The sequence below is a fragment of the Klebsiella sp. HC6 genome (assembly GCF_022605325.1).
GTDB lineage: Bacteria > Pseudomonadota > Gammaproteobacteria > Enterobacterales > Enterobacteriaceae > Klebsiella > Klebsiella terrigena.
In genome coordinates, this window is sequence record NZ_CP093276.1 from 3852556 (window position 1) to 3874203 (window position 21648).

Genomic DNA, 21648 nt, shown 5'->3' on the forward strand with positions numbered 1-21648 from the left:
CCGCGCCCAGGCGCCGCGATTGCCGCCGCTGAAATAACGGCGGCGGCACGCTGAGGATCAGGCGACCGGCTCTTCCAGGGCCATCGCCAGCGCAGCATCGCAGTGGATAAGCGTGGTATCGAACACCGGCACCGTTACATTGCCCTGGTTAAGCAGCATCCCTACTTCCGTACAGCCGAGAATCAACGAGTCGGCGCCGGCCTCAACCAGCCGCTGCGCAATACCGACGTAAGCCGCCTCGCTTTCACTGGTGACAATATCGCAGCATAGCTCGTCATAGATGATCCGGTGCGTTGTGGCCCGGTCGGCGCTCTGCGGGATAATCGGCGTCAGGCCGGCCGCGACCAGACGGTCGGTATAAAAGGATTGTTCCATAGTGAAGGCCGTCGCCATCAGTCCCGGCGCGCGCAATCCCTGCTGGCGGATAGCCGCGGCGGTGGCGTCGGCGATGTGCAGCAGCGGGATTGAAACGCCCGTCATCAGCTGGCCGGCCAGCTTGTGCATGGTATTCGTCGCCAGCACAATAAAGTCGGCGCCGCCGCGCTCAAGCGCTTTAGCTTCCCGGTTCAGCACCTCGCCGGCCTGCTCCCACTCACCCGCCATTTGCAGCTTCTCTATCGTGGCAAAATCGAGGGAGCGTATCAGCAGCTCCGGGGAGTGCAGGCCGCCCAAACGCGCCCGGGTCAGGTTACAAAGCTGCCGATAGTAAGTTTGCGTTGAAGCTGCGGACATGCCGCCAAGAATGCCGATAGTTTTCATGCTATTAATCCTTATTTTCGTAAACCAGCGGCGAATTTTCCGCCGCCTGCCCGCGCATGGAGGTGGTTATCAAACTTTTTGCGCTTATATTTCGCCGCGCCGCAGCGTCCGCTCCCGCTCGCCGGCGCCATGAGGGCACTTCCCACAAACGATCAGGCGCGAACCACGATGTTATCGATCAGCGGCTGCACTATTCTGCGGAAAATATCCGCATCGTTAAAGGCGCGCGCCGACAGCATGGCGCCGTGCACCGTGGCCATCAGCAGGCTCGCCTCATCCGCAGGGCTGACGGGGAGCCGCAGGCGCTTTTCGCTTTCCCCTCTGCGCAGCAACGTGGCCAGCCATTCGGTAAGATCGGCGAAATGGCCGCTCACTTCGCGGGCCACTTCCGCCGGCAGCGTCGGCAGCTCAACGGCAAGCATGGCGCAGATGCAAAACGGCGAGGAGCCCTCGCGAATGCAGGTCGTCCAGTAGTCGACGTAGGCCTGAAGTTCCGCCAGCGGATCATTCATCTGCTGGCTCATCGCCTGCATTCCGGCCCGGGCCTCTTCCCGATACTCGGTGACCACCACCTTCACCAGCTCCGCCTTGCTCGGGAAGTGGTGATGAATGCTCGCCTTACGAATATTCACCTTTGCAGAGATATCGGCAAAGCTGAAGCTCTGGTAGCCACCGGAGGTAAGTAGCTGTCGGGTATAGGAAATAATCTCGTTTGCTTTCGGTGAACGCTCAGTCGTCATAGTCGGATCCGCATGTGCATATCGTACTGAATAAGGTGCATATTATCAGAGCGTTGGCAGGAAACCTACCAACAGGTAGACCTGCTAACGCCCAAACTGGCGCCGGGATCGAGCCGAGGGTCGCTGGCCAGATAATTCACTTGCCGACCTCAGAGGGCGTCAATATACTCATTGGGCATTGCCACAATGCCGTAGGCGTTACCGTCATCCAACGCGCCCGGATACCCCAGGGTCTCAGCAGAGAATAGGGGATCTATGCGGCGACGTTCCCATCTCTGGCGGCTATCAGCGACGACAACAGATCCGATAGCCCCTCGCCGCCTTTCCATCTGCTCTATCCGGAGAGGACAATGTTATGAATATTAGCGGTAACACCATTCTGATTACTGGCGCCACCCGCGGTATCGGCCGCGCGCTGGCCGAAGCGTTTTACGCGCGCGGCAACCGGGTCATCATCACCGGGCGCAGCCAGGCCCTGCTCGATGAAATCACCCGCGCGCATCCCGGAATGACGGGCTTCAGGCTCGATACGGACGATGAGACGATGCCTGCCGCCGTGGCCTCAGAGGTCAAAACGCGCTTTCCGCAGCTCAACGTGCTGATCGCCAACGCCGGTATTTCGCGCAGCGAAAATTTCCTCACCGACGGCGGGAATACGTCCGTCGCAGAGGAGATAGTCAGGACCAACATACTCGGTACCCTCCGCTTCGCGGCGGCCTTCCTGCCGCTGATTCAGGGCCAGGCTGACGCCACTTTTATGGCAACCAGCTCCGCGCTGGCATTCGTGCCTAAGGCAGACTTCCCGACCTACTGCGCCGGCAAGGCGTTCCTGCACTCGTGGCTGATCTCGTTACGTCACCAGATGCGGCATATCCCGGTTGAGGTGCTTGAGCTGTCGCCGCCGTACGTGCAGACCGGGCTGACGGGCAGCGCGCAGTCCGTGGACCCGAGGGCGATGCCGCTGGCGGAATACATCTCCCGCGTAATGGCATTAATTGAAAACCAACAGCACCCGCGCGGGGAGATCCTGCTTGACGGCGATAAAGGCCGCCGCTGGGCGGAAAAAGAGGGCACGTTTGATACGCTTTTCCGCGCTATGAACCCGGATTAAGCCCTCATCCGTGCCGATATGATTCGGCACGGATTTTTTGCCAGGGCTATCGCCTGCCGCCGCCGGACATACTTTCAAAGACGCCGTCGCGGCGCACTAAAGCATGAAATAGCGCGGCGGCCAGATGCAGCATCACGGTCATGAACAGCAGCAGCGCAACCGCCGAGTGCAGCGGGCGCAGGAGCGCATACCAGTCATTATTCACCGGCGCGATAGGCGGTAAAATAAAGGCCCCGCCGACGGAGACGGGATACCCCGCGGCCGACTGCATCGCCCAGCCGACCAGCGGCTGGAGGAGCATCATCGCGTACAGTACCCAGTGCGAGAGATGCGCCAGCCGCCGCTGCCAGCCGGGTACGGTGCCCGGCAGAGGCGGCACGGCGGTGTAAAAACGCAGCCACAGCCGCACCACCACCAGCAGCAGGATCATCAGGCCCAGCGGCTTGTGAATGGACACCAGCAGCGCGTGCAGGGAGGAAACCGTGGAAACCATCGCCACGCCAATAAACAGCATCGCCACGATCGCCGCGGCCATCAGCCAGTGCAGCCAGCGCAGCGCCGGATGAAAATGGGTTACCTGTTTCATAAGTGGGCTCCTGACCGTTGGGACTGTTCGCGGGTACGCGCGTTATACGATTTGGCGTAGGCCGACGACCGCGCGTTGAGTAGAGGATCGTCCGAGGCGGCGATCCCGGACGGCAGGATCAGCGGATCGTAGTTGATATCGTTGCAGGGGCCCCCCTCCTGCGCGGTGGCGCTCACCAGCTCGAGCGTACCCGCATTGATGGTTTGACGATCGTCAGGCCAGAGCTTAGCCGCATCGTTACTTGCATCCCCCGGTTGGGCGACGGTTATCAGCAGATCCCAGCGCAGCGGCCCCTGAGCCAGGCGCTGCGTGATATCGTGCTGCAGGAAATCCTTATCGCTTTTATCCGCCTCGCTAAGGGGCTGATAGCCGGTACGCGGCACCATGCTCCAGCGAACCAGGTGCTCGGCCCCGGCCTTATCAATAAAGCGAAACGCATTCAGGCTGTTATAGCGATCGCTCGCCCAGCTGGACGAGGGGACGTACTGCTTTGCCCAGGCCAGATAACGCTGCAGCTGAGGGTGCGAGCCGACAAACGCCTTCAGCCTGTCAGGGTCGGGTTTGCCGGTTTTCGGGTCGGGCAAGGTGACGGTTTGCAGTTCGTAGAACTCCTCCACGGTGGAGACCGGGAACAGCGGCATGGCGTTCATTCCCGTGCGCCACTGCTCCCCGTTACCCTGCCTGAACTCCAGCGCCATGCTGCGCACGGGAACGGCATAATCCGGCGCGTTGGGGTTGCCGCCGGCGATGGCAAAGCGGCCCGTTACCGGGGTTTCTCCGGCGGCGAACAGCGCCGCACGCGACAGCGCGCTGGCGTTGCCGTTAGAGATAAAACGGCCCACAACGCATACGCCCTTGGCATGATTGCGTCGAAAGCCCGGGTGCTCGCCGCCCGATTTTTGCAGAACCGTCACCAGCCTGTCTGCACTGAGGCGGTTCGGCGCCAGCCAGCCGCCTGCCCACAGAAAGAGCAGTATCACGCCTAAAGGGATAAGGCCCACCAGCAGCAGGCGCGCTATTTTCTGGCCAGCGGAAAGTGAAGAGGTTGTCATATTTTCGCTCACACTATTAACATTGAACCCACAAACAAAAACGCGAGAAGCGATTCCCGCAGGAAAACTCTAATGGCCGCCAGCCGCTTTAAAGGCCGAGGCTTGCGTTAATCAACCGACGCGCATCGGCCATAATCGGCGGGCGATTTTGCGAACGGCGAAAACAAACCTACTAGTTGGTAGATTCAATGTCAATGCTCTCGCGCTTGCCCCATCGGGGTGCGGAAGTTTGTCATTCAGAGGTTTTATTGGCTGAGTAAGCCGCAGCAGAAGCCGGCTTTCTGCCGGCAGGCAGGCCTATCGGCCCGCTTACGGCGTAGCGATGAAGGGCCTGAGAGGCTACTTTTTTAATTGTCCAATGATCGTCGGCTTGCCAAAAAGAAAGCCCTGGACTTCGTTGCAGCCTTCATCTTTCAGGATTTTCAGCTGTTCCAGGGTCTCAACGCCCTCGGCGATCAGCGGGGTATTAATCGATTTACTGAGCGAGATAACCGCCCTCACGAAGGAGCGAACCTCGGTGTCGTTCTCAATGTTTTGCAGAAAACTGCGGTCCATTTTGATGAGGTCAAAATGGAATTCACGCAGCATGCTAATGGAGGAGTAGCCGGTTCCAAAATCATCGAGGGCGATACTGATCCCCATGTTTTTTATTTGATTGAGAACGTTAAACACCAGCTTTTTATCGACAATAAACGCCGTCTCCGTGACCTCGAACTCAAGGAGGCTAACCGGGAAACAGGTTCTCATTAAAATTCCGCGGACGTTGTCTATAAAATGGCGATGGCGCAGCTGCACCGGAGAGATATTTACCGAAACCTTCTTGTGAATTTTATTCACCAGCGCTTCACGACATACCTGCTCTAATACCCAATAGCCCAGCGGTATAATCGTCGCGCTCTCTTCCGCCAGGGGAATAAATTCGTCAGGGTATATCAGCCCGAGTTCGGGGTGCTGCCAGCGGAGTAAAGCCTCATATCCCGTCACCTGCTTTCCGGAGATCGAGCGCTTTTCTTGATAATGCAGATAAAACTGGTCCTCCTTGATCCCCTGCCTGATATCCGAAATCATTTGATTGCGCTTACGCGTTCGCTCGTCCATCTCAGGCTCGTAGCGGCACACCTTATTGTCGATATCAGATTTGGCACGATACATAGCCAAATCTGAGTTGCTGATTAAGGTATTAAGATCGGAACCGTCGCGAGGAAAAACAGAAAAGCCGATGCTCGCAATGACTGAAACCGACGTAGTGGCAAAATCATGTATTCCGCTAAAGCACCCCTGCAGCTTCTCGATAAAGAGATCGAGTTCGTCGGCGGACTCAAACGGCTTTACCGCCACAAACTCATCGCCACCAAACCGGGCCACCAGCTCATCGTTCTTGACCATTTTAGCGACATTTGCCGAAACTCTTTGCAGCAGGAGATCGCCAATAAGATGGCCCTCAACGTCATTTATTTCCTTGAACTTATCAAGGTCTATAGTAAAAATAGCCAGCTGAGTATAGTTATTACCCGCGATCAATCCTTCGACAAACGCAAAAAACGCCACCCGATTAGGTAGCCCGGTCAGAGAATCATACCGCGCCATCCACGAGAGCTTATCAATCACTTCCTTATGTTCGGTAATATCCCGGGTTATTTTGGCGAAACCCAGTAAGGTCCCGTCGTCATTGCGGATAGCGTCTATTACTACGTGCGCCCAAAATGACGAACCATCCTTTCTGTAGCGCCACCCTTCCCCCTCGAATTTGCCGGTTTTCAGGGCGAGCGCCAGGTTTCTCGCCGGCTCTCCTGATTGCTGCTCGCCTTCGCTGTAAAATATGCTGAAGTTACTGCCAATAATCTCTTCGCTGGTGTAGCCCTTAGCCTGGCGCGCGCCCTCATTCCAGCTGGCAATCGTCCCATCCAACTCCAGCATATAGATAGCATAATCTTTCACATTTTCAACGAAATGACGATATGAAATATCAGTTAACATTCTGTTATCCATATAAACCAACCCAACGGCGTAGCAGTGTATTGACAGAATCACGGAACAGAAATGTGAAAATGTGTTAATCACAATGTAACCCATCGCTACCGCTCTTGCCACAAGCATCTCTGGCCCGTAGCTTCGCGGCATCAGGCGCCAGCGCGCACGTCGCCCTTTCCTGTACCTCAGGGGACGATGCGCCCGCACGCGCCAGCCGCCAGGCCTGAAAAAGACTGCCTTTATTATTTATTGCCGCAACCGCCGTCAACAATATTAACAAGCAGCATCAGCGGTGATGAGAAAAATACCCTCAGAGGCCTTATTCATTACCCCAAAATTAATAGAAAAAAGAGTGGGCCCGCTATTTCAGGAACGTGTAAGAATAGATACTCCACTTATCCAGCCCTCTGCGAACGTCATTTTTATTAAATGTTACAGGATGCGAAAAAACTCAACTCCCTTAAAATTCGCGCGCGCTTCACCGCCCCTGCGGAAGAAAAAAACCACCGTTTGCATCAATAAATATTGATTTCGCGAAAATCGTCATATAAGCTCAATTTACAAGGTGATGGTGTTCCACCTTTCCCAACCGCCGGTTCTGTCGAACCGGATGATGACGCCTGATATACAACTGTTGCTGTTTCCTTTTAGGCATGTATGTCAGGTGTTGCTATGCAAAACGTCATTGATTTTTCTGCACTTCCCGTTACTTTCTCATCTGAAAGCGAATCTCCTGTTGGCGTTTTTGGCTACGGCCATCCTGACGGCAATGCTATCTGCCGCGCGCTGACGATGGCCCCCAGGCTCAGCCATACCCTCAGACCCTCTTACCCTTGGGAAATGCCCCCGAATACCCTATGCGTACGGCATCAATCCGACGCGCCGCGGCAGGAAAAAGACGTTCTTCCCTCGATGCTCCTTCGTTTCGCTTCGACTAAGAGGTGAGCTATGCACATCTACCGGCATGCACTGTTACTTGTTCAGAATGAAACCGACGGACTGCTGCTGCTCCAGCATGCTGAACGCCTGGCAAAAGAGATGGCAACCCGCATCACCGTAGGCCATCTCAGCGCTGATTATCGGGAAATGGATTACACCAGTGATTCACTCATCAAGGACCGTCAGTCGCGCGAGATTATCGACGCGAAGGCGATGCTGAGCCGCCTGGTGGAGTCCTGCAGTATTGATATTAAAGTCAGATCCATCGTCAGTATTCATCGTTTCAGAGACGTTGAGGCCGTAGTGCAGCATGAGGATATCGACCTGGTCATGCTCGGGCATAAAAACCGCCTGTTCGGGGTGTACTCCTCGTTCTCTTTTGAATTTATCAACCATCTCTCCGTTGATGTACTGATTAAACATATCCCTGTTCCGTAAAATAAGGTCATTATATGAGCTATGAAATCGAACGCGTAATTGCCAGAGAAATTCTGGACTCCCGGGGTAATCCGACCGTAGAAGTGGAAGTGACCGCTGCCGGCGGGCGCACGGCGCGAGCGTCGGTGCCTTCCGGCGCCAGCACCGGATCCCGTGAGGCGATTGAGCGTCGCGACGGCGACGGGCAGCGTTTTGCCGGCAAGGGGGTGCTGGATGCCGTTCACAGCATCAATACGGAAATTCACGATGCTCTGCAGGGCTACGACGTCCGCCGGCAGAAGGATATCGATAGCCGCCTGATTGCCCTGGACGGGACGGAAAATAAGGGCCGGATAGGCGCCAACGCCATCCTCGGCGTCTCGCTGGCCGCGGCTCGTCTCGCCGCCCAGGTCTCCGGCATCCCGCTGTACCGGTATCTGGGCGGCGTCGGCGCTAATCTGCTTCCGGTCCCGTGCATGAATATTATTAACGGCGGGGTCCACGCCCGCTGGCAGGGCGCCGACTTTCAGGAGTTTATGATTGCGCCCTGGGGGGCCTCCTCCGTGCGCGAGGCTATTCGCTGGGGCAGCGAGGTGTATCAGAATCTGCGTCAGGTTTTACTTGAAAAAGGCCTCTCCACCGGCGTGGGTGACGAGGGGGGATTTGCGCCGGTGGTCTCCTCCAACCGGCAGCCGCTGGAGCTGATTGTTGAAGCCATTAAAAGAGCCGGCTACCGGCCTGGCGAAGATATCGCGATCTGCGTGGATCCGGCATCCAGCGAGTTTTATAAAGAGGGGAAATACGCCCTGCGCACGGAAAATGCCCGCCTCAGCGCCGAGGAGATGACCCGCTACTATGAGCAGCTGGTGGGCGAGTTCCCGATCGTGCTGATTGAAGATGGCCTCGCGGAGGACGACTGGGCCGGTTGGAAAATCCTTAGCGATGCGCTCAGCGATAAAATCGAGCTGGTGGGTGACGACATTTTTGTGACCAACGTGAAATATATCCGGCGCGGCATTGATGAAAATCTGGCCAACGCGGCGCTGATTAAGCTCAATCAAATAGGCACCCTGAGCGAAACGATTGAGGCCGTGCAGCTGTGTCAGGACCACGGCTGGGGGACCTTTATATCGCACCGCAGCGGGGAAACCGTGGACAGCTTTATTGCGGATATGACCGTAGGGCTTCGCGCCGGGCACCTGAAAACCGGCGCCCCCAGCCGCGGGGAGCGGATTGAGAAATACAATCAGCTGATGCGAATTGAAGATGAGCTGGGCGATGCGGCCGTCTTTGCGGGTAAGTCCGCCTTTAAAAAACGCTAACCCCGTGCCCCCTCCCGTACCGCAGGTGCGGGAGGCTATAAAGGAAGCCCGCCGTGAAGCCAAAAATCCTTTTACTGTCGACGGCCGTCGGGATCCTGAGTACCTGGCTGGTATTCCTGATTGCTGACCTCTTTTTTGCTGCCCGTGCGGATGATTACCCGGCGGCAGCCATTGCTTTGTTTATCGGGAGCTGCGGCCATTTTCTGACCCGCCACCTCCTGAGCAAAGCGGCATAAATGCGCAGGTCGTCGCTTCAGCATGCCGGGTAATTCTGGAAATTTATCATCAACTAACGGGTTCCTGGTCATGGGAAAAATCATCTTATTACGCCACGGGGAAAGCATCTGGAATCAGCAGAACCGTTTTACCGGCTGGACAGACGTCCCGCTGACCCTGAAGGGAATAGAAGAAGCGCGGCACGCGGCCAGGCTGATAAAACGGTCGGGTATAGAGATAGATTCAGCGTGTACCTCCGTTCTGAACCGGGCCATACACTCGCTGTGGCTGATTATGGATACGCTGAATCAGCTGTGGCTGCCGGTGAACAAATCCTGGCGGCTGAATGAACGCCACTACGGCGCTCTTCAGGGCATGAATAAGGATGAAGCGGCACAGCGGATGGGGGAGAAGCTGGTTTACCACTGGCGCAGAAGCTATCGGGGCATCCCCCCGCCGCTGACCGAGGATCCGGGGCACCTTCACCGCGATGCGCGCTATCGCCACGTGGCCCTGGCAGACCTTCCTGCCGGAGAAAGCCTGGAGATGGCGCAGCGGAGAATTCTGCCCTACTGGCAGCATGTCGTCGCCCCGCGCGTGGTCAGCGGGGAAACGGTGCTGCTCGTTGGGCACGCCAATATGCTGCGGGCGCTGACGATGCTCCTCGAGCAGACCGACGAAAATGAGGTGATGAACCTGCATATTCCCTGCGGGGTCCCGGTTCTTTACGAAATTAACGAAAACGAAACTATCCGCGGCGGCGCTCCTCTGGAGTAAGCGCCGACGGTCCCGTACATCTGTGAGGTTTTATGTATAAATCATTATTCGCCGTGGTTATCGGCGGATCGCTGGGCTGCGTGATCCGCTGGGTGCTCTCCATGCGTCTTAATGGCTCCTTTCCTAATCTACCGCCGGGCACCCTGCTGGTTAATTTGATCGGCGGATTTATTATCGGACTCGCCCTGGCCTTTTTTGTCAGGCAGCCGCATCTGGATCCGGCGTGGAAGTTTTTTATTACCACCGGCCTGTGCGGCGGCATGACGACGTTTTCCACCTTCTCTGCCGAGGTTGTGGTGCTGCTTCAGAACGGTAATTATTCGTGGGCCGTCATTTCGGTGCTGACGCACGTCTTTGGTTCACTGCTGATGACCGCCGCCGGCTTTTTGGTCATGACGGTAATATAGAGAAGATCTCTCCGTTCCGCGGTCCCTGGAACGGAGAGCCCGCTCGGTGCCGCTATTTAGCCCGGGAAGCGGGTAAATCAGGGGTAAAAACCGCCTGAAAGAGATCTTCCCCGTAGCTGGTATCCAGCGGTGCGCCTTGCGCGATCCGGAACGTCCTGACGCCATCGTCGCCTCTTTCGGCGCAGAGGTAGAGGGTATCCTGGTGATACTCCTGATAAAACGCGCAGGCAAATTCTGCGCTGTGGGTAACAAAAAATAGCTTAACCCGGCTTTCCGCCAGCGCGGTAACGATCCCCCTGATAATATCCGCGCCTTCCCTGCTATTGGTTGCGGAAAAAGATTCATTAAATAAGACCAGATCGTCCTTCTGCAGAAGATTCATGATATCCCGCATCCGCCTGAGCTCTTCATCGAGCTTCCCGCTGACCATGTGGCTGTCCTCTTCACATTTGTAATGGGTGAAAATCTGCCTGCAGATATCGGTACTGAAACACTCTGCGCAGACGAACATTCCGCTCTGCATCATCACCTGCGCCAGGCCAATACTGCGCAAAAAAGTGGACTTCCCGCCCTGATTGGCACCGGTAATGATAAACGTATTTTTATTATCAGTTTTCAACGTATTACTGACGATATTCTTGCCGGCCGCCAGCGCCAGGCAGACGTCGTACAGTGATTCAAAAACCAGATGGCGCTCTCGCCGGTATATCGGCACGGGAAAACAGCGGGGCATATTGAGCTTATTGAGCGCCTGCGCAAGGTTAATGCAGGACACATAGAACCCGAGCTCGACGCGCAGCGATTTGAAAAAATTGAGCAGATGCGCGGTCGACTGCGCCATCGCGCTGGCAACCAGCACAAGCCCCCGATCCTGTAAATCACTGAGCGCCCGGAAACCATTTTCATCGCGCGGGGCTATCTGAACCGTATAGCGTTCCGGCTTTTTGGCGAAAAAACGTCGCAACCATCCCTGAGTCGGGGGATTGGGTTGCCTGAGAATGTACTCCTCTCCCCTGTTTCCCACTCCGAGCCTCGCGCTCATTAATATCCCTTTTTTGAAGGTCATCTGTTTAAGATGCTCTTCGATAACGCCGAGATAGACCTCATTCAGCTCCTGAATAAGCATGGAAAATAGTCGGGCCATTCCTGGAGATTCAAAATGAGAAAGATTTTTTTCCGCAATACTGCGGATCTTTCTTAAGTTTGCCAGCAGGAAGCGGGTAAAGGTAATCGACTGATGCAGCACCGCCGAGGGGTAATGGCCGAAGACGCCGTAGTGGAGATGTTCCTTCTCCATTGCCAGACACTCCACCACGACCTGATAAAACTCGCCGATCGCCTGCGGGTTATACAGACAGTCCCTGAGGATAGCCTGCCGGTATTCAATATCCTGAACCTCCGAAAGGAGCTGCGAGCAGGCCTTTTTGACTACCGAGTATAAAAACGCATCCCCGCCAGAAAGCGCCTGAAATAGCACATTGAGCTCCAGATCCTTCATCATGACGTTGAAGCTATCCGCAAAGAGATCGTCCACAATAAAGTCCGCATCTTTATACATCAGCCAGGCTTTCATCCGTTTAACCTCGCTTTAATTTTCTCATGGGTGAGCCCGTATTTCTGAACCAGCGTTGTCGACCAGGCCACGCCGTCCGCGGGCTTCCTGATAATTTTATAGGTTCTGGACGCCTGGCTATCGTTTTCAACGGTACTCATCATGCTGACAATGGCCCGATCCAACCCGCTGAGCTCATCAATAAACGTCACGCAGAGACAAAACGCATCCAGCTTGAGTATTTTTTCTATAATGCGGGTACCCAGATATATCGCATCGTGGGATGTCGTTGAGGTGAATATTTCATTCATGATAATGAGGCTTTGCGAGGTGGCCGCATCGAGTATCGCTTTTATTCTTACCAGGTCATCATGCAGTTTCCCCCGCAGATTATGAATATTTTCACTTTTTTCAAAATGCGTGAAAATATTATCCGTGAGAAACAGATTCGCTTCCTTTGCCGGAACATACAGCCCCAGCAGTGCAAGGTAGTGGAGCTGGCCCACCATTCTGGCGAAAGTGGTCTTGCCGCCCTGGTTAGGACCGGTGATCGCTAAAATACGTTCTCCCCCCTGCAGGTGAAAATCGTTGCAGACCACCGTGTGTTCTTTCTCCAAAAGGGTATCAGCAAGCGCTAAATCAAACGCGGCGGCAACGGCGATCTCTTTTTTGTGGCGATTGATCTGCGGGATACAAAACGCCAGCCCTCGCTGCTGGAATTTACGGATGTAGGCGATGCTGGCGAGATAAAACTGGATTTCGCGTTCAAAAACCACCAGCGTACGGCACTGATACTCTTGATGAGATTCGATAAACCCATCAAGCCCGGAAAATATAGCCGGAAAAAGCCTGGCGACACGATCGAGGATCCTGGCTTCAACATCATTCATATAGCCGTCGTGGCTTTTAAGATCCACCTCAGCCTGTACATCGCGCTGTTTAAACTTAGCAAAAACGTTGAGAACGGTATCACTGTAGTTTATTTCATTGGCATAACGGCAAACGCTAATTGTGTCACCTTTTATCTTCAGGCTATAGCGAATGGTATCTATTTGATGTTGTATTTTTAGGGCTGTGGCAGATAGCCGCGTAAAAGCGTCGCTTTCAACGTAGCGAATAAGATAGCTTTTGAAATTCGTCATCCCGCAGGAGCTCAGGGGCAGTGCGCATAGCCGATCGCGCAGCGCCGTCACCGCCTGGCAGTAAAGAAGGATACATTCCAGCTGCCAGCGCCTGTGCTGATAGTGGTAGTAGCGGTTTTCCTTTTTCCCGGCAATCCCCCTGATTTTTTGCATGCTGGATGAATATTCCATAAGCGCGCTATAGAGATTTTCATTAGCCACATCCTGAATAACCCCCTGGCGATAGTAGATGTCCTCCTGGTACTCGAGAGGAGAGTAAAAGCAGGGTTTTATATCGTACTCTTCCCGCCCATGGGTTATCGCACCCACAACTTTATCAAGATTAAGATCTGAGAAGCACGCGGGCTCATGGATGCTAAGGTGATGTTTTTGGCTTCCGTCAAGGCTGGCATATAATATGCTAATAAATTCCATAGTCCCTCCAGGCTATTATTCCGGATATATCCCCATGGCTCTGCCTCATTTCATTTCGCCGGCTAACTGCCGGATAATAAAACTGGCATGCTGCTATACTGTTCCTGTTGCCAAAGGGAGGCCAGCATGGGTTATTTAGTTATGGCGTTGATTCTCTTCATTCTCGGCATTATTTGCGTTTATGCTTTTGCGTTATGGTCACCGCGGCGAATATCGCGTAAAAAACGCCACAAAAAATAATATTGCCGATCATTTGCGGATCACCGTCACGGGACAGCGGGCGTGATCCACGACCTGCCGGGCGACGGAACCCAGCAACCAGCGGGAAAATTGCGTGTTCCCCCGGTGCCCAACGACAATATGATCGATACCATGACCATCGGCATAGCGCAGAATTTGTTCTGCCGGATGTCCCATTGCAACATGAAACCGGGTCTCCTTTTTCAGCTCCGGATACTGTTTTTTCAGACTCCTCATCATCTGGTTGAAATAAGCGCGCGTGCGGCTAACGAAATCCTGCATTTCCACTTCACCGCCAAACTCAGGCAGCTGACACACGGCAATAACGTGCAGCTCGCTATTAAAATGGCGGGCAAGTTCAAAGGCGAAATCCATCGCCTCTTTTGCCGGATCCGAACCATCGTAGGCAATCAGTATGTTATTCATCACGAGATTATCCTCTTCACGTCAGGCTCAATGGATGGAGCTCAATGGGGTCGTTGGCCCTTTTTTTCCGCCACGTCATCTGCGGTCATCCGATGAGAATCATGTTCAGGGAGGAGATGACGTGGCAGGAAAAAGGCATTAGCGATCAGGGTCGGGATCACCGCGCTGCCGATCACGGCGGCGACCAGCGATGAATACTGCGCTTCGTCGATCAGATGATGCGACAGCCCAAAAAGGGCCGAGATGGTGCCAAACGTGAGTCCGGTTGACATCAGCAGCGTGGTGTACATTCCCTCCTGATGCGATGAACCATAGAACCGGCTGAGCGGATAAACCCCCGCCAGCTTGCTGGCCATTTTCACCGCCAGCAGCAGCAGAAACGCTCCCGGCGCCCCCGCCAAAGCGGGTAAAGAGACCAGCGAGCCCGCGCGAATAAAGTAGAACGGCGTCAGCAGCCCAAACGTCATGGTTCTGAGGCGGCGGATAAGGGCGTGATCCTTACCTACGGTCCCCGCCAGCACCATCCCAATCAGATACGCCGGCAGCACGGCTTCGCTATCGGCCCAGGTCGCCAGCCCTCCCAGCGCGAACAGGCAGAGCATCAAAAATTTAGCTTCGAGCTCAGAGGGGCGTTCGCCGAAGCGTTTAAAAAATCGCGGCGTTAGCCAGGGGAGCAGAAATGCGGCCGCCGCCATAGCGCCGGTAAAGGCCAGGGTCTTCAGCGTAAAAGGTGCAAAAATCAGCCCCAGGGCAATCACCGTGGCCAGATCGGTAACGAAGCAGGCGGCGAGCACCATTTTTCCATATCCGGTGGTATTAATGCCGAGTTCCAGCATGACGGCGTATACCACCGCCACCGACGTCGTCGACATGGCAATACCCGCGAGCCAGCTTGCCGGAAGGCTCCACGCCAGCCCCCAGTAGGCCAGGGCTGAGCAGAGAAAAAAGGGAAGGAAAAAACTCATCAGGCCGACAATAAGCGCCTGTTTCCACTGCTTTCTGAATACCGCTGGATCGAGCTCGGCGCCGGCAAGAAAGGTTAACAGTATTGCTCCTGCCCCGGATAAAAACTGCACCCAGCTGGCGTCTCCCGCCAGAATCGTCGCCCCCAGCAGCGCGCCAATCACCAGCTGGGCAATCGTTCCAACCACAATTTCGGAAAGCGCGGTGGCGATGCGCAGATAAATGGATGCCAGGGTGGCGACCAGCGCCAGGCCCAGCCACAGCGCGGCCTGGAACCAAATTTGAGTCATAGGAGCCCCCGTAAAAAACGGGCTGGCTGAGCGGGATTAAGAACTAAAGTAGCGTGATGCATAACGACTCCTACACAAATAGGGACCCACACTCATAGAGTCAGGATCGAGATTGCGTAGGCATCATCAGCCAAAAGGGCGGTTAAAGGAGGAATGCCATCTCCTGTACAAAAAGTAGCAATGAACGAGGATATTTGCCAGCGGGGGAAGCTGTTTTTTTAAAGGCAGGAGTGCGCGTTAAATTCACTTCCAGCGACTCTGAAGGGCGCTGTTGCCTTAATGACCGCCGTCAAACGTCTTGCCCCGTGAAGCCCTCCGAGCCAGTGGCGGAGGCTCGCTTCCCGCTATTTCCGACACCAACATCGCCAACCGGACCGAACCTACCCGATGCAGGTGGGGCTGCATTTCTGATAACAGCCGACCGCGCATCATAAGCTGATAAATAGGGGCCGTGGACAGCGCAGCCCGCCCACAGCCCCCCTTCAACGGCTGGCGGACTTATCACATTGTGATATTCCGAGCGTCCTCCCGGTACTCATGTGCAATAACGCGCTCCGAAAAGAGGCGTTCAACATCGGTCCGTGCGTCACCCCGGGATAATCCCAGTATTCCACCGCGAGCCCACTTTTCCGCATGGCGGACACGCCGTTGTGGATTTTACTCATAGTATCAGTAGGTTGAGTTTGCGCATTTTTCCCCGGAGATGCGGATCCCTCCATGAAAAACAAACTCTTATGACAATATTGCGCTTTATCGCTCGCCGTTAGCCGGGCTAATAACGAGAAATTGTCTCTTCCCAAAGAGGGGCTGGCGCTGTAGTACGAACGGAAGAAAGAGGATGATAGCCACGAATCCAGGACGAACAGACCGCCGTAAGAATGCCCCCAGACACCGCGCCGCTCAGGATCGATTTTAATCCCCCGTTCTGCATTCGGCGCGATACGCATCTCCAGCAGCCGGCGAAAATCTTCGCTGCCGCCGCCTTTACGCTGGTAGCGCCCGCTCTTCCCTACCGCCTCCCCGTTCTTCACTTCCAGCGCGGGCGTATAATCATAAGCCCGGGCATTCAGATCGAAGGGTAGATTGGTCTGGTAACCAACGGCGACAATGACGGGAGGGGATTTTTCCGCAAGCTGCTTAAGCAACGGCTCCGACAGACGATCCATCACCGCATTGCCATCCAGCATATAAAGGATGGGGTAACCCGACGCCGGCGCTTTTTTATCCGGAATACCGGTCCAGACCCGGTAATGTCTCCTTCCGTCAGCCGAGTCGAAATTTTCGACCCTGAAATGGTAAAACGCAGAGCCGCGATCGGCGATATTCGGCCCCAGCGGCGCCATATCCGGTTTAGCATACCCTTTCGCGCCGTAGAGGAGAGCCACACAAACGAGCGCTGAAAACAGCATCCTGCGACGCCCCCCGTTTCGATACTCGCGAGCGTACATCCGTTATTATTCCTTTTTTAGCGGTGAAATTTAAACTTACTACATTACATACGGTTAGCAGAAATGGCTATCGAAACAGGCGGGTAGGCTACGGCGGCGCCGGGCCATCGATAAGCGCCGCGCCATCACGCATCATCATGACCGCCGGTATAAACGCTGGTACAACCGCCGCGTCTCTGGGCCAGGCGAAGAGCGCGGCGGGTTTAACGCCGCATTCACCCAAGCCCTCTACGCTCAGCGCTTGTCTGCCGGCTGGCCCGCAAGCCAGGCATAAACCGCCGCCAGATCCTGACCGGCATAGCCATCTGCGGCTGCCTCTTCCCAGCAATCGGCGATTTTGCTCAGGATTGGCAGCTCCGTGTCTGCGGCCGCATCGAGCGCCAGATTGGCATCTTTTAGCGCGTGGCCGAGCTGCATTTGCGCAGGAAAACGGTTTTCCGCAATCATCTCCAGCTTGCCTTTGACATAGGGTGCCGCCAGAGGGCCGCCATCCAGCGCTTGCCAGAACTCTGCCGGGGTAAAGCCTAATTTTGCCGCCAGCAATGCGCTCTCGGCCACGCCTTCCATCATCGTAATCAGCCAGGCGTTCAGCACGAGCTTCATTTTCTGACTGCTGCCGGCCTCACCAAACCATTGCGTGCGGCGCGCAATGGCGGCAAATACGCGCTCAGCCGCCGCGCTTCGCTGACGATCGCCGCTGGCGAGTACCAGAATTTGCGCATTCTCGGCCGGTTTTTTGGTCCCCGAAACCGGGGCATCGAGATAGGTTGACGAAGGAGACAGGGATTCCAGCAGGCCGATGGCTTCCCGGGTCTCCTCAACGCCAATGGTCCCCATCTGGCAAAAAACAACCCCTTCCCGGCACCCCGGGGCGATCTGCTGGATCACCTGCAGGGTAGCTTGCGCATCGGTCAGGACTGACAGAATCACCTCGGCAGATTCCACCGCCTGCTGCGGCGTCGCATGCCGGATGAGCCCGCCGGCCAGCAGATCGTCCCCGCGTTCTGGCGAACGGTTCCAGCCGTGGACGGTGAAACCATTTTTTAGCAGATTGCTGGCAAAAGCGTGCCCCATCGCACCCAGCCCAAGAACGGCGACAACCGGTAAATTCATTCCATACTCTCCCACATCACGATTAACATCCCACGCAGTTTCCCCTGGCTTTGCCCGGAGCGCTCTGCGTAGTCGATTTAGCTGAATATCACCATAACTAACTATAACACCATCAGGTATGGTGATTTCTGCAAAACAGATTTCCGCATATTGATATATCGAACTTATTAACAATATGTATAATTATTTCCGCGTTTATAATGTTAATACAGACTCATTAGTCGGGTTATTTAGCATGCTGTCATTCGCCTCTTCTCATAACGTTATTGACAGCAGAAAACTCCGCACGCCTTTATTCTCCCTGACGAGGAACTGATAATATGAGTGAAAACTCTTATGGCCGGCGTAATACGCTGGCGACGATAATTTATAATCTTCTCAACCCCGTGCCGTATGGCTTTTTTATTGCCGGATGGATTTTTGATATTATTTATCTCTATAGCACCAACGTCATGTGGGGAAAAAGCGCCAGCTGGCTTATTGCCCTGGGGTTGATTTTCGCCATCGTTCCGCGGCTGATTAACCTCGCGCAGGTCTGGTTCGTCGCCCCTTCCCCGCGACTCCCGGCGGCAAAAATTGATTTCTGGCTGAACGTCATCGCCATTCTTTCAGCCATTGTGAATTGTTTTGTCCACAGCCGCGATGCTTACGCGATTGCGCCACAAAATGTGGTCTATTCGACCCTCACCGTTATCTGCGTGCTGCTTGCCAACATTATCAGCTCCTCCTGCCATACAAAAAATAAAGGTTATCGCCATGAATAGAATATTACTGCCCCTACCAGTAATGTTAACGCTGACTTTGGTCCTTGCGGGATGTGATGAAAAAGCAAAACTGTCCCCGGATCAACAAACCGGGCCGGATCCGGTGATGCCAAAAGCACAGGATTACCTGATGCCGCCGATGCAGGTTCCGTCCGGCGTCGGCTGGAAAGCGGGCGCGCAGCCTGACGTTGCCGAGGGGCTGAGCATTGAGAAGATGGCTGACGGTTTCCTGCATCCGCGCATGGTCTACGTCCTGCCCAACGATGATGTGCTGGTGGTTGAAAGCAACGGCCCCGGCGAGGAGCCGCTGACCACGCCGAAACAGCTGATTGCCGGGATAGTAAAAAATCAGTCCGGCAAAGGCGGTAAAGGCGGTAACCGCATTACCCTGCTACGCAAAAGCGGCAGCGGCTGGGAGAAACATGTTTTCCTCGAACATCTGCACTCCCCGTTCGGCGTACAGCTGATTGGCAACAATCTGTACGTAGCCAATACCGACAGCATCATGCGTTATCCCTATCAGCAGGGCGAAACGCACATCAGCGATGCCGGAACCGAGCTCGCCGACCTGCCCAATACCATTAACCACCACTGGACCAAAGCGCTGCTGGCGAGCCCCGACGGTAAGAAGCTGTACGTCGGCGTCGGCTCCAACAGCAATATTACCGAGAACGGCCAGGACGTGGAGTACCGTCGCGCCAACGTCCTTGAGGTCGATACCGCCACGGGAGCCAGCCGGATCTTTGCCAGCGGCATCAGGAACCCGACGGGCCTCGGCTGGGAGCCGCAGAGCGGGAAGCTGTGGGCGATCGCCAACGAACGCGATGAGATAGGTGCCGATCTGGTTCCCGATTATCTGACCTCCGTTCAGGACGGCGGTTTTTACGGCTGGCCCTGGAGCTATTTCGGTCAGCACGTCGATCGCCGCGTCCAGCCGCCTCGCCCGGACAAGGTCGCCAGGGCTATCAAGCCGGACTACGCCCTGAGCTCCCACGTTGCGCCGCTGGGGATGCAGTTTTATACCGGGCAGATGCTGCCGCAAAAATACCGGGGCGGGGTCTTTATCAGCGAGCACGGCAGCTGGGATCGCTCACCGCTCAATGGCTATAAGGTCAGCTTCGTCGCCTTTAAAGATAGCAAACCGGTCGGTAAGCCGGAGAGCGTGGTCAGCGGTTTTGTCTCACGGGATGAGAAAGAGCTGTATGGCGCTCCGGTAGGGCTTGCCCAGGATAATCAGGGGGCGTTAATTATCGCCGATGATGTCGGAAATACCGTCTGGCGCGTCACGGCAAAATAACGTTATGCCATTAATCATCCGGCTTCCTGCCGTTGGGGAAGCCATTTTTATGCATCGACCATCAGTATCCATGAATATTGCAGGGAATACCTGAGGAAGCAAAGTGATAAGCTGTAAAGTCAGGACCGTTATTGCTGAGTGGTTACACCAATGGGTTGCTGAAAAGACATTCATCATAAATGAGACGTAAAATTCGATGAACCATTTATCCGCAATCAGGACCTTTGTCAGCGCCGCCGATCATAAAAGTTTTAGCGCCGCAGCCAAAGCTTTAAATATAGAAGTATCAACCGCCTCTCGTCATATTTCTGAACTGGAAGAGTATTTACAGGTGACGCTGTTTAACCGCTCCACCCGCGGATTAACGCTGACGGAAACCGGGGATTTTTTCTACTCTCATGCCCGACAGCTGCTCCTGCAATGGGAGGAAGCGCGCCATTTAACTTCCGCGCTGGATAAACACCCTTCCGGACTGCTGCGCATCAGCGTACCCAGCACCTTTGGCCGGCTACACGTCATGCCTTTTGTCGATGAGTTTCTCCGCCTGCACCCCAACATCTCTCTGGATATCAGTTTTAATGATGAGATCCAGGATCTGATTGAAGCGCGAATAGATCTGAGTATCCGCATTGGGGTGCTGCCGGACTCCTCCATTCACGCTCGCAAACTGGCCTCTCAGACGCGCGCCGCCTGGGCCAGCCCGCGGTGGATCGCGCAAAACAGCCCTCCGGTCGTTCCCGGCGCCGGCGGCGACGGTCAGAAGGAGATGAATATTGTGATGTTTTCTCGCCTGCACGGCGCCGGGTGGTATACGCGCAGAGCCGGATCGGAAGATGAATGGCAGCGGATACCGATTAACTATCGGCTTAGCGTCAGCGATAGCGCCGCGATGCTTTATGCCTGCTGCAACCACGGCGGGATTGCGATTCTGCCCAACTGGCTATCCCGCGAGGAGGAGGAAAAAGGCCATATCCAGCGGGTCTTTCCGGACTGGGAGTTTAGTATGTTCCCCAGCGAAACCGCCATCTGGATGCTCTATCCGCAAAAGCGGATTTTACCGCACAAGGTCAGAACCTTTATTGATTTTATGGTTGAGAAAGTCGGAACGCCGCCGTACTGGGAAGATAATTCCCCGTCTCACAGCGAACGGTAGCCCGCCTTCAGGATTAACGCAACGGTCGTCAGCAACCCTTGCGTTAATCACGCCGCGTTCACTCTTACCGCGGATAAGGGAATTTCACCACCAGCTTTTTGACGCGACCGGCGCGACCGGCGGTATGGCACATCGGTTTATGAATTTCTCCGGGATAAAAAACAATAAACTCGCCCTTGTTCAGCACCACTGAACCATTCGTACTAGCGTGTTCTAAAAAATAAAGATCGGTTGCGGCAGGCGCTACCCCGTACTCATCTGCATCTGGCGGAGTGGTCCTGAAGTAAATTGTTTCCGAGCCGTTAATCACCAGCTGAATATCGCCATAGAGTTTATGAAACTCGGCTTTATGACCAGTTTCAGGTTTGGTTTCATCTTCGCTGATAATATAGAACCACTCCTGTCCTTGTACAGAATACTTCCCGGACGGCGTATTTATCAGCGTCGACAGATCAAGTTCGGGATGATTCAGTATTTCCGTTAAAGGAGTATAATCACGACTGACATTTTCTAAGCTTGATATAATCATAATACCCTCAATAATAAGTG

Annotated in this window: 22 protein-coding genes and 2 riboswitches; of the genes, 10 read left to right on the top strand and 12 right to left on the bottom strand. The window is 54.9% G+C overall.

The features are described 5' to 3' along the window. Positions 1 to 57 precede the first annotated feature (57 nt). Entirely contained in the window at positions 58 to 759 is a 702-nt protein-coding gene (locus MMW58_RS18570; protein ID WP_045854738.1) for an aspartate/glutamate racemase family protein, read from the bottom strand. A gap of 152 nt (positions 760 to 911) precedes the next feature. Beyond that, on the bottom strand, positions 912 to 1499 hold the full coding sequence (locus tag MMW58_RS18575; RefSeq protein ID WP_159237149.1) for a TetR/AcrR family transcriptional regulator: 588 nt from the start codon (positions 1497 to 1499) through the stop codon (positions 912 to 914). Positions 1500 to 1854: 355 nt separating this feature from the next. Between MMW58_RS18575 and MMW58_RS18580 the strand changes: the two genes are divergently transcribed. Further along, positions 1855 to 2610 carry an SDR family oxidoreductase gene (locus tag MMW58_RS18580; RefSeq protein ID WP_241721811.1) on the top strand — a complete coding sequence of 252 codons (756 nt, stop codon included), beginning with the start codon at positions 1855 to 1857 and terminating at the stop codon, positions 2608 to 2610. 46 nt (positions 2611 to 2656) lie between these two features. Here MMW58_RS18580 and MMW58_RS18585 read toward each other — a convergent pair whose 3' ends face one another. The 3 genes from MMW58_RS18585 to MMW58_RS18595 form a co-directional block, all read right to left on the bottom strand. Next, positions 2657 to 3196, bottom strand: coding sequence for a cytochrome b (locus MMW58_RS18585; RefSeq protein WP_159237151.1), 540 nt, complete (start codon positions 3194 to 3196; stop codon positions 2657 to 2659). Further along, positions 3193 to 4248 carry a catalase family peroxidase gene (locus MMW58_RS18590; RefSeq protein ID WP_241721812.1) on the bottom strand — a complete coding sequence of 352 codons (1056 nt, stop codon included), beginning with the start codon at positions 4246 to 4248 and terminating at the stop codon, positions 3193 to 3195. Before MMW58_RS18590 ends, MMW58_RS18585 begins: the two co-directional genes overlap by 4 nt. Positions 4249 to 4587: 339 nt before the next feature. Further along, entirely contained in the window at positions 4588 to 6237 is a 1650-nt protein-coding gene (locus MMW58_RS18595) for a putative bifunctional diguanylate cyclase/phosphodiesterase (protein ID WP_133597257.1), read from the bottom strand. 537 nt (positions 6238 to 6774) lie between these two features. Continuing rightward, a riboswitch (Fluoride riboswitch) is annotated at positions 6775 to 6849 on the top strand. Positions 6850 to 6891: 42 nt separating this feature from the next. On the opposite strand from MMW58_RS18595, the gene MMW58_RS18600 reads away from it, so the two are divergent. The 6 genes from MMW58_RS18600 to crcB all read left to right on the top strand — a co-directional run bounded on the left by MMW58_RS18600 (position 6892) and on the right by crcB (position 10297). Beyond that, positions 6892 to 7164, top strand: a complete 273-nt coding sequence (locus tag MMW58_RS18600) for a hypothetical protein (protein ID WP_241721813.1) — start codon at positions 6892 to 6894, stop codon at positions 7162 to 7164. 3 nt (positions 7165 to 7167) lie between these two features. Then, complete coding sequence (locus MMW58_RS18605) at positions 7168 to 7596, top strand: adenine nucleotide alpha hydrolase family protein (protein WP_045854731.1); 429 nt, start codon at positions 7168 to 7170, stop codon at positions 7594 to 7596. Positions 7597 to 7610: 14 nt separating this feature from the next. Next, complete coding sequence (gene eno, locus MMW58_RS18610; protein WP_241721814.1) at positions 7611 to 8897, top strand: phosphopyruvate hydratase; 1287 nt, start codon at positions 7611 to 7613, stop codon at positions 8895 to 8897. 53 nt (positions 8898 to 8950) lie between these two features. Then, positions 8951 to 9133 (top strand): hypothetical protein, encoded by a 183-nt coding sequence (locus tag MMW58_RS18615; protein WP_045854729.1) that lies wholly within the window; start codon positions 8951 to 8953, stop codon positions 9131 to 9133. A 70-nt stretch (positions 9134 to 9203) separates the two neighbouring features. Then, positions 9204 to 9890: a 2,3-bisphosphoglycerate-dependent phosphoglycerate mutase gene (locus tag MMW58_RS18620; protein WP_241721815.1), complete on the top strand. Its 687-nt coding sequence runs from the start codon at positions 9204 to 9206 to the stop codon at positions 9888 to 9890. A 32-nt stretch (positions 9891 to 9922) separates the two neighbouring features. Further along, entirely contained in the window at positions 9923 to 10297 is a 375-nt protein-coding gene (crcB, locus tag MMW58_RS18625; protein WP_133597249.1) for a fluoride efflux transporter CrcB, read from the top strand. A 52-nt stretch (positions 10298 to 10349) separates the two neighbouring features. On the opposite strand, the gene MMW58_RS18630 is transcribed toward crcB, so the two are convergent. The 6 genes from MMW58_RS18630 to MMW58_RS18655 all read right to left on the bottom strand — a co-directional run bounded on the left by MMW58_RS18630 (position 10350) and on the right by MMW58_RS18655 (position 17885). Continuing rightward, positions 10350 to 11870, bottom strand: coding sequence for a MutS-related protein (locus tag MMW58_RS18630; RefSeq protein WP_241721816.1), 1521 nt, complete (start codon positions 11868 to 11870; stop codon positions 10350 to 10352). Beyond that, positions 11867 to 13405 carry a MutS-related protein gene (locus MMW58_RS18635; RefSeq protein WP_241721817.1) on the bottom strand — a complete coding sequence of 513 codons (1539 nt, stop codon included), beginning with the start codon at positions 13403 to 13405 and terminating at the stop codon, positions 11867 to 11869. Before MMW58_RS18635 ends, MMW58_RS18630 begins: the two co-directional genes overlap by 4 nt. A 249-nt stretch (positions 13406 to 13654) precedes the next feature. After that, a complete protein-coding gene (locus tag MMW58_RS18640) occupies positions 13655 to 14071 on the bottom strand; it encodes a universal stress protein (RefSeq protein ID WP_241721818.1) in 417 nt (138 codons plus the stop codon). A gap of 41 nt (positions 14072 to 14112) precedes the next feature. Beyond that, positions 14113 to 15324 (bottom strand): cation:proton antiporter, encoded by a 1212-nt coding sequence (locus tag MMW58_RS18645; protein ID WP_133597241.1) that lies wholly within the window; start codon positions 15322 to 15324, stop codon positions 14113 to 14115. 110 nt (positions 15325 to 15434) lie between these two features. After that, a riboswitch (Fluoride riboswitch) is annotated at positions 15435 to 15497 on the bottom strand. 309 nt (positions 15498 to 15806) lie between these two features. Continuing rightward, the gene (locus MMW58_RS18650) at positions 15807 to 16772 is read right to left on the bottom strand and encodes an alpha/beta hydrolase (protein ID WP_241721819.1); all 966 of its coding nucleotides are present in this window, start codon (positions 16770 to 16772) and stop codon (positions 15807 to 15809) included. A 234-nt stretch (positions 16773 to 17006) separates the two neighbouring features. Next, positions 17007 to 17885, bottom strand: a complete 879-nt coding sequence (locus MMW58_RS18655) for an NAD(P)-dependent oxidoreductase (RefSeq protein WP_159237160.1) — start codon at positions 17883 to 17885, stop codon at positions 17007 to 17009. A 320-nt stretch (positions 17886 to 18205) separates the two neighbouring features. Between MMW58_RS18655 and MMW58_RS18660 the strand changes: the two genes are divergently transcribed. From MMW58_RS18660 to MMW58_RS18670, 3 genes are all read left to right on the top strand, one after another. Further along, the gene (locus MMW58_RS18660) at positions 18206 to 18649 is read left to right on the top strand and encodes a DUF2231 domain-containing protein (protein ID WP_133597235.1); all 444 of its coding nucleotides are present in this window, start codon (positions 18206 to 18208) and stop codon (positions 18647 to 18649) included. After that, the gene (locus MMW58_RS18665; protein WP_133597234.1) at positions 18642 to 19946 is read left to right on the top strand and encodes a PQQ-dependent sugar dehydrogenase; all 1305 of its coding nucleotides are present in this window, start codon (positions 18642 to 18644) and stop codon (positions 19944 to 19946) included. Before MMW58_RS18660 ends, MMW58_RS18665 begins: the two co-directional genes overlap by 8 nt. Before the next feature lie 196 nt (positions 19947 to 20142). After that, positions 20143 to 21099, top strand: coding sequence for a LysR family transcriptional regulator (locus tag MMW58_RS18670; RefSeq protein ID WP_159237162.1), 957 nt, complete (start codon positions 20143 to 20145; stop codon positions 21097 to 21099). A 64-nt stretch (positions 21100 to 21163) separates the two neighbouring features. Here MMW58_RS18670 and MMW58_RS18675 read toward each other — a convergent pair whose 3' ends face one another. Beyond that, the gene (locus MMW58_RS18675) at positions 21164 to 21628 is read right to left on the bottom strand and encodes a NanQ anomerase/TabA/YiaL family protein (RefSeq protein WP_241721820.1); all 465 of its coding nucleotides are present in this window, start codon (positions 21626 to 21628) and stop codon (positions 21164 to 21166) included. Positions 21629 to 21648 lie beyond the last annotated feature (20 nt).

What these genes read in the sequence shown, in the direction of transcription:
- MMW58_RS18640 (WP_241721818.1), bottom strand. Translation starts at nt 14,071, where the DNA reads ATGAATAACATACTGATTGCCTACGATGGTTCGGATCCGGCAAAAGAG.
- MMW58_RS18630 (WP_241721816.1), bottom strand. Translation starts at nt 11,870, where the DNA reads ATGAAAGCCTGGCTGATGTATAAAGATGCGGACTTTATTGTGGACGAT.
- MMW58_RS18605 (WP_045854731.1), top strand. Translation starts at nt 7,168, where the DNA reads ATGCACATCTACCGGCATGCACTGTTACTTGTTCAGAATGAAACCGAC.
- MMW58_RS18665 (WP_133597234.1), top strand. Translation starts at nt 18,642, where the DNA reads ATGAATAGAATATTACTGCCCCTACCAGTAATGTTAACGCTGACTTTG.
- MMW58_RS18585 (WP_159237151.1), bottom strand. Translation starts at nt 3,196, where the DNA reads ATGAAACAGGTAACCCATTTTCATCCGGCGCTGCGCTGGCTGCACTGG.
- MMW58_RS18595 (WP_133597257.1), bottom strand. Translation starts at nt 6,237, where the DNA reads ATGGATAACAGAATGTTAACTGATATTTCATATCGTCATTTCGTTGAA.
- MMW58_RS18635 (WP_241721817.1), bottom strand. Translation starts at nt 13,405, where the DNA reads ATGGAATTTATTAGCATATTATATGCCAGCCTTGACGGAAGCCAAAAA.
- MMW58_RS18645 (WP_133597241.1), bottom strand. Translation starts at nt 15,324, where the DNA reads ATGACTCAAATTTGGTTCCAGGCCGCGCTGTGGCTGGGCCTGGCGCTG.
- crcB (WP_133597249.1), top strand. Translation starts at nt 9,923, where the DNA reads ATGTATAAATCATTATTCGCCGTGGTTATCGGCGGATCGCTGGGCTGC.
- MMW58_RS18600 (WP_241721813.1), top strand. Translation starts at nt 6,892, where the DNA reads ATGCAAAACGTCATTGATTTTTCTGCACTTCCCGTTACTTTCTCATCT.
- MMW58_RS18670 (WP_159237162.1), top strand. Translation starts at nt 20,143, where the DNA reads ATGAACCATTTATCCGCAATCAGGACCTTTGTCAGCGCCGCCGATCAT.
- MMW58_RS18620 (WP_241721815.1), top strand. Translation starts at nt 9,204, where the DNA reads ATGGGAAAAATCATCTTATTACGCCACGGGGAAAGCATCTGGAATCAG.
- MMW58_RS18660 (WP_133597235.1), top strand. Translation starts at nt 18,206, where the DNA reads ATGAGTGAAAACTCTTATGGCCGGCGTAATACGCTGGCGACGATAATT.
- MMW58_RS18650 (WP_241721819.1), bottom strand. Translation starts at nt 16,772, where the DNA reads ATGTACGCTCGCGAGTATCGAAACGGGGGGCGTCGCAGGATGCTGTTT.
- MMW58_RS18575 (WP_159237149.1), bottom strand. Translation starts at nt 1,499, where the DNA reads ATGACGACTGAGCGTTCACCGAAAGCAAACGAGATTATTTCCTATACC.
- MMW58_RS18655 (WP_159237160.1), bottom strand. Translation starts at nt 17,885, where the DNA reads ATGAATTTACCGGTTGTCGCCGTTCTTGGGCTGGGTGCGATGGGGCAC.
- eno (WP_241721814.1), top strand. Translation starts at nt 7,611, where the DNA reads ATGAGCTATGAAATCGAACGCGTAATTGCCAGAGAAATTCTGGACTCC.
- MMW58_RS18590 (WP_241721812.1), bottom strand. Translation starts at nt 4,248, where the DNA reads ATGACAACCTCTTCACTTTCCGCTGGCCAGAAAATAGCGCGCCTGCTG.
- MMW58_RS18675 (WP_241721820.1), bottom strand. Translation starts at nt 21,628, where the DNA reads ATGATTATATCAAGCTTAGAAAATGTCAGTCGTGATTATACTCCTTTA.
- MMW58_RS18570 (WP_045854738.1), bottom strand. Translation starts at nt 759, where the DNA reads ATGAAAACTATCGGCATTCTTGGCGGCATGTCCGCAGCTTCAACGCAA.
- MMW58_RS18580 (WP_241721811.1), top strand. Translation starts at nt 1,855, where the DNA reads ATGAATATTAGCGGTAACACCATTCTGATTACTGGCGCCACCCGCGGT.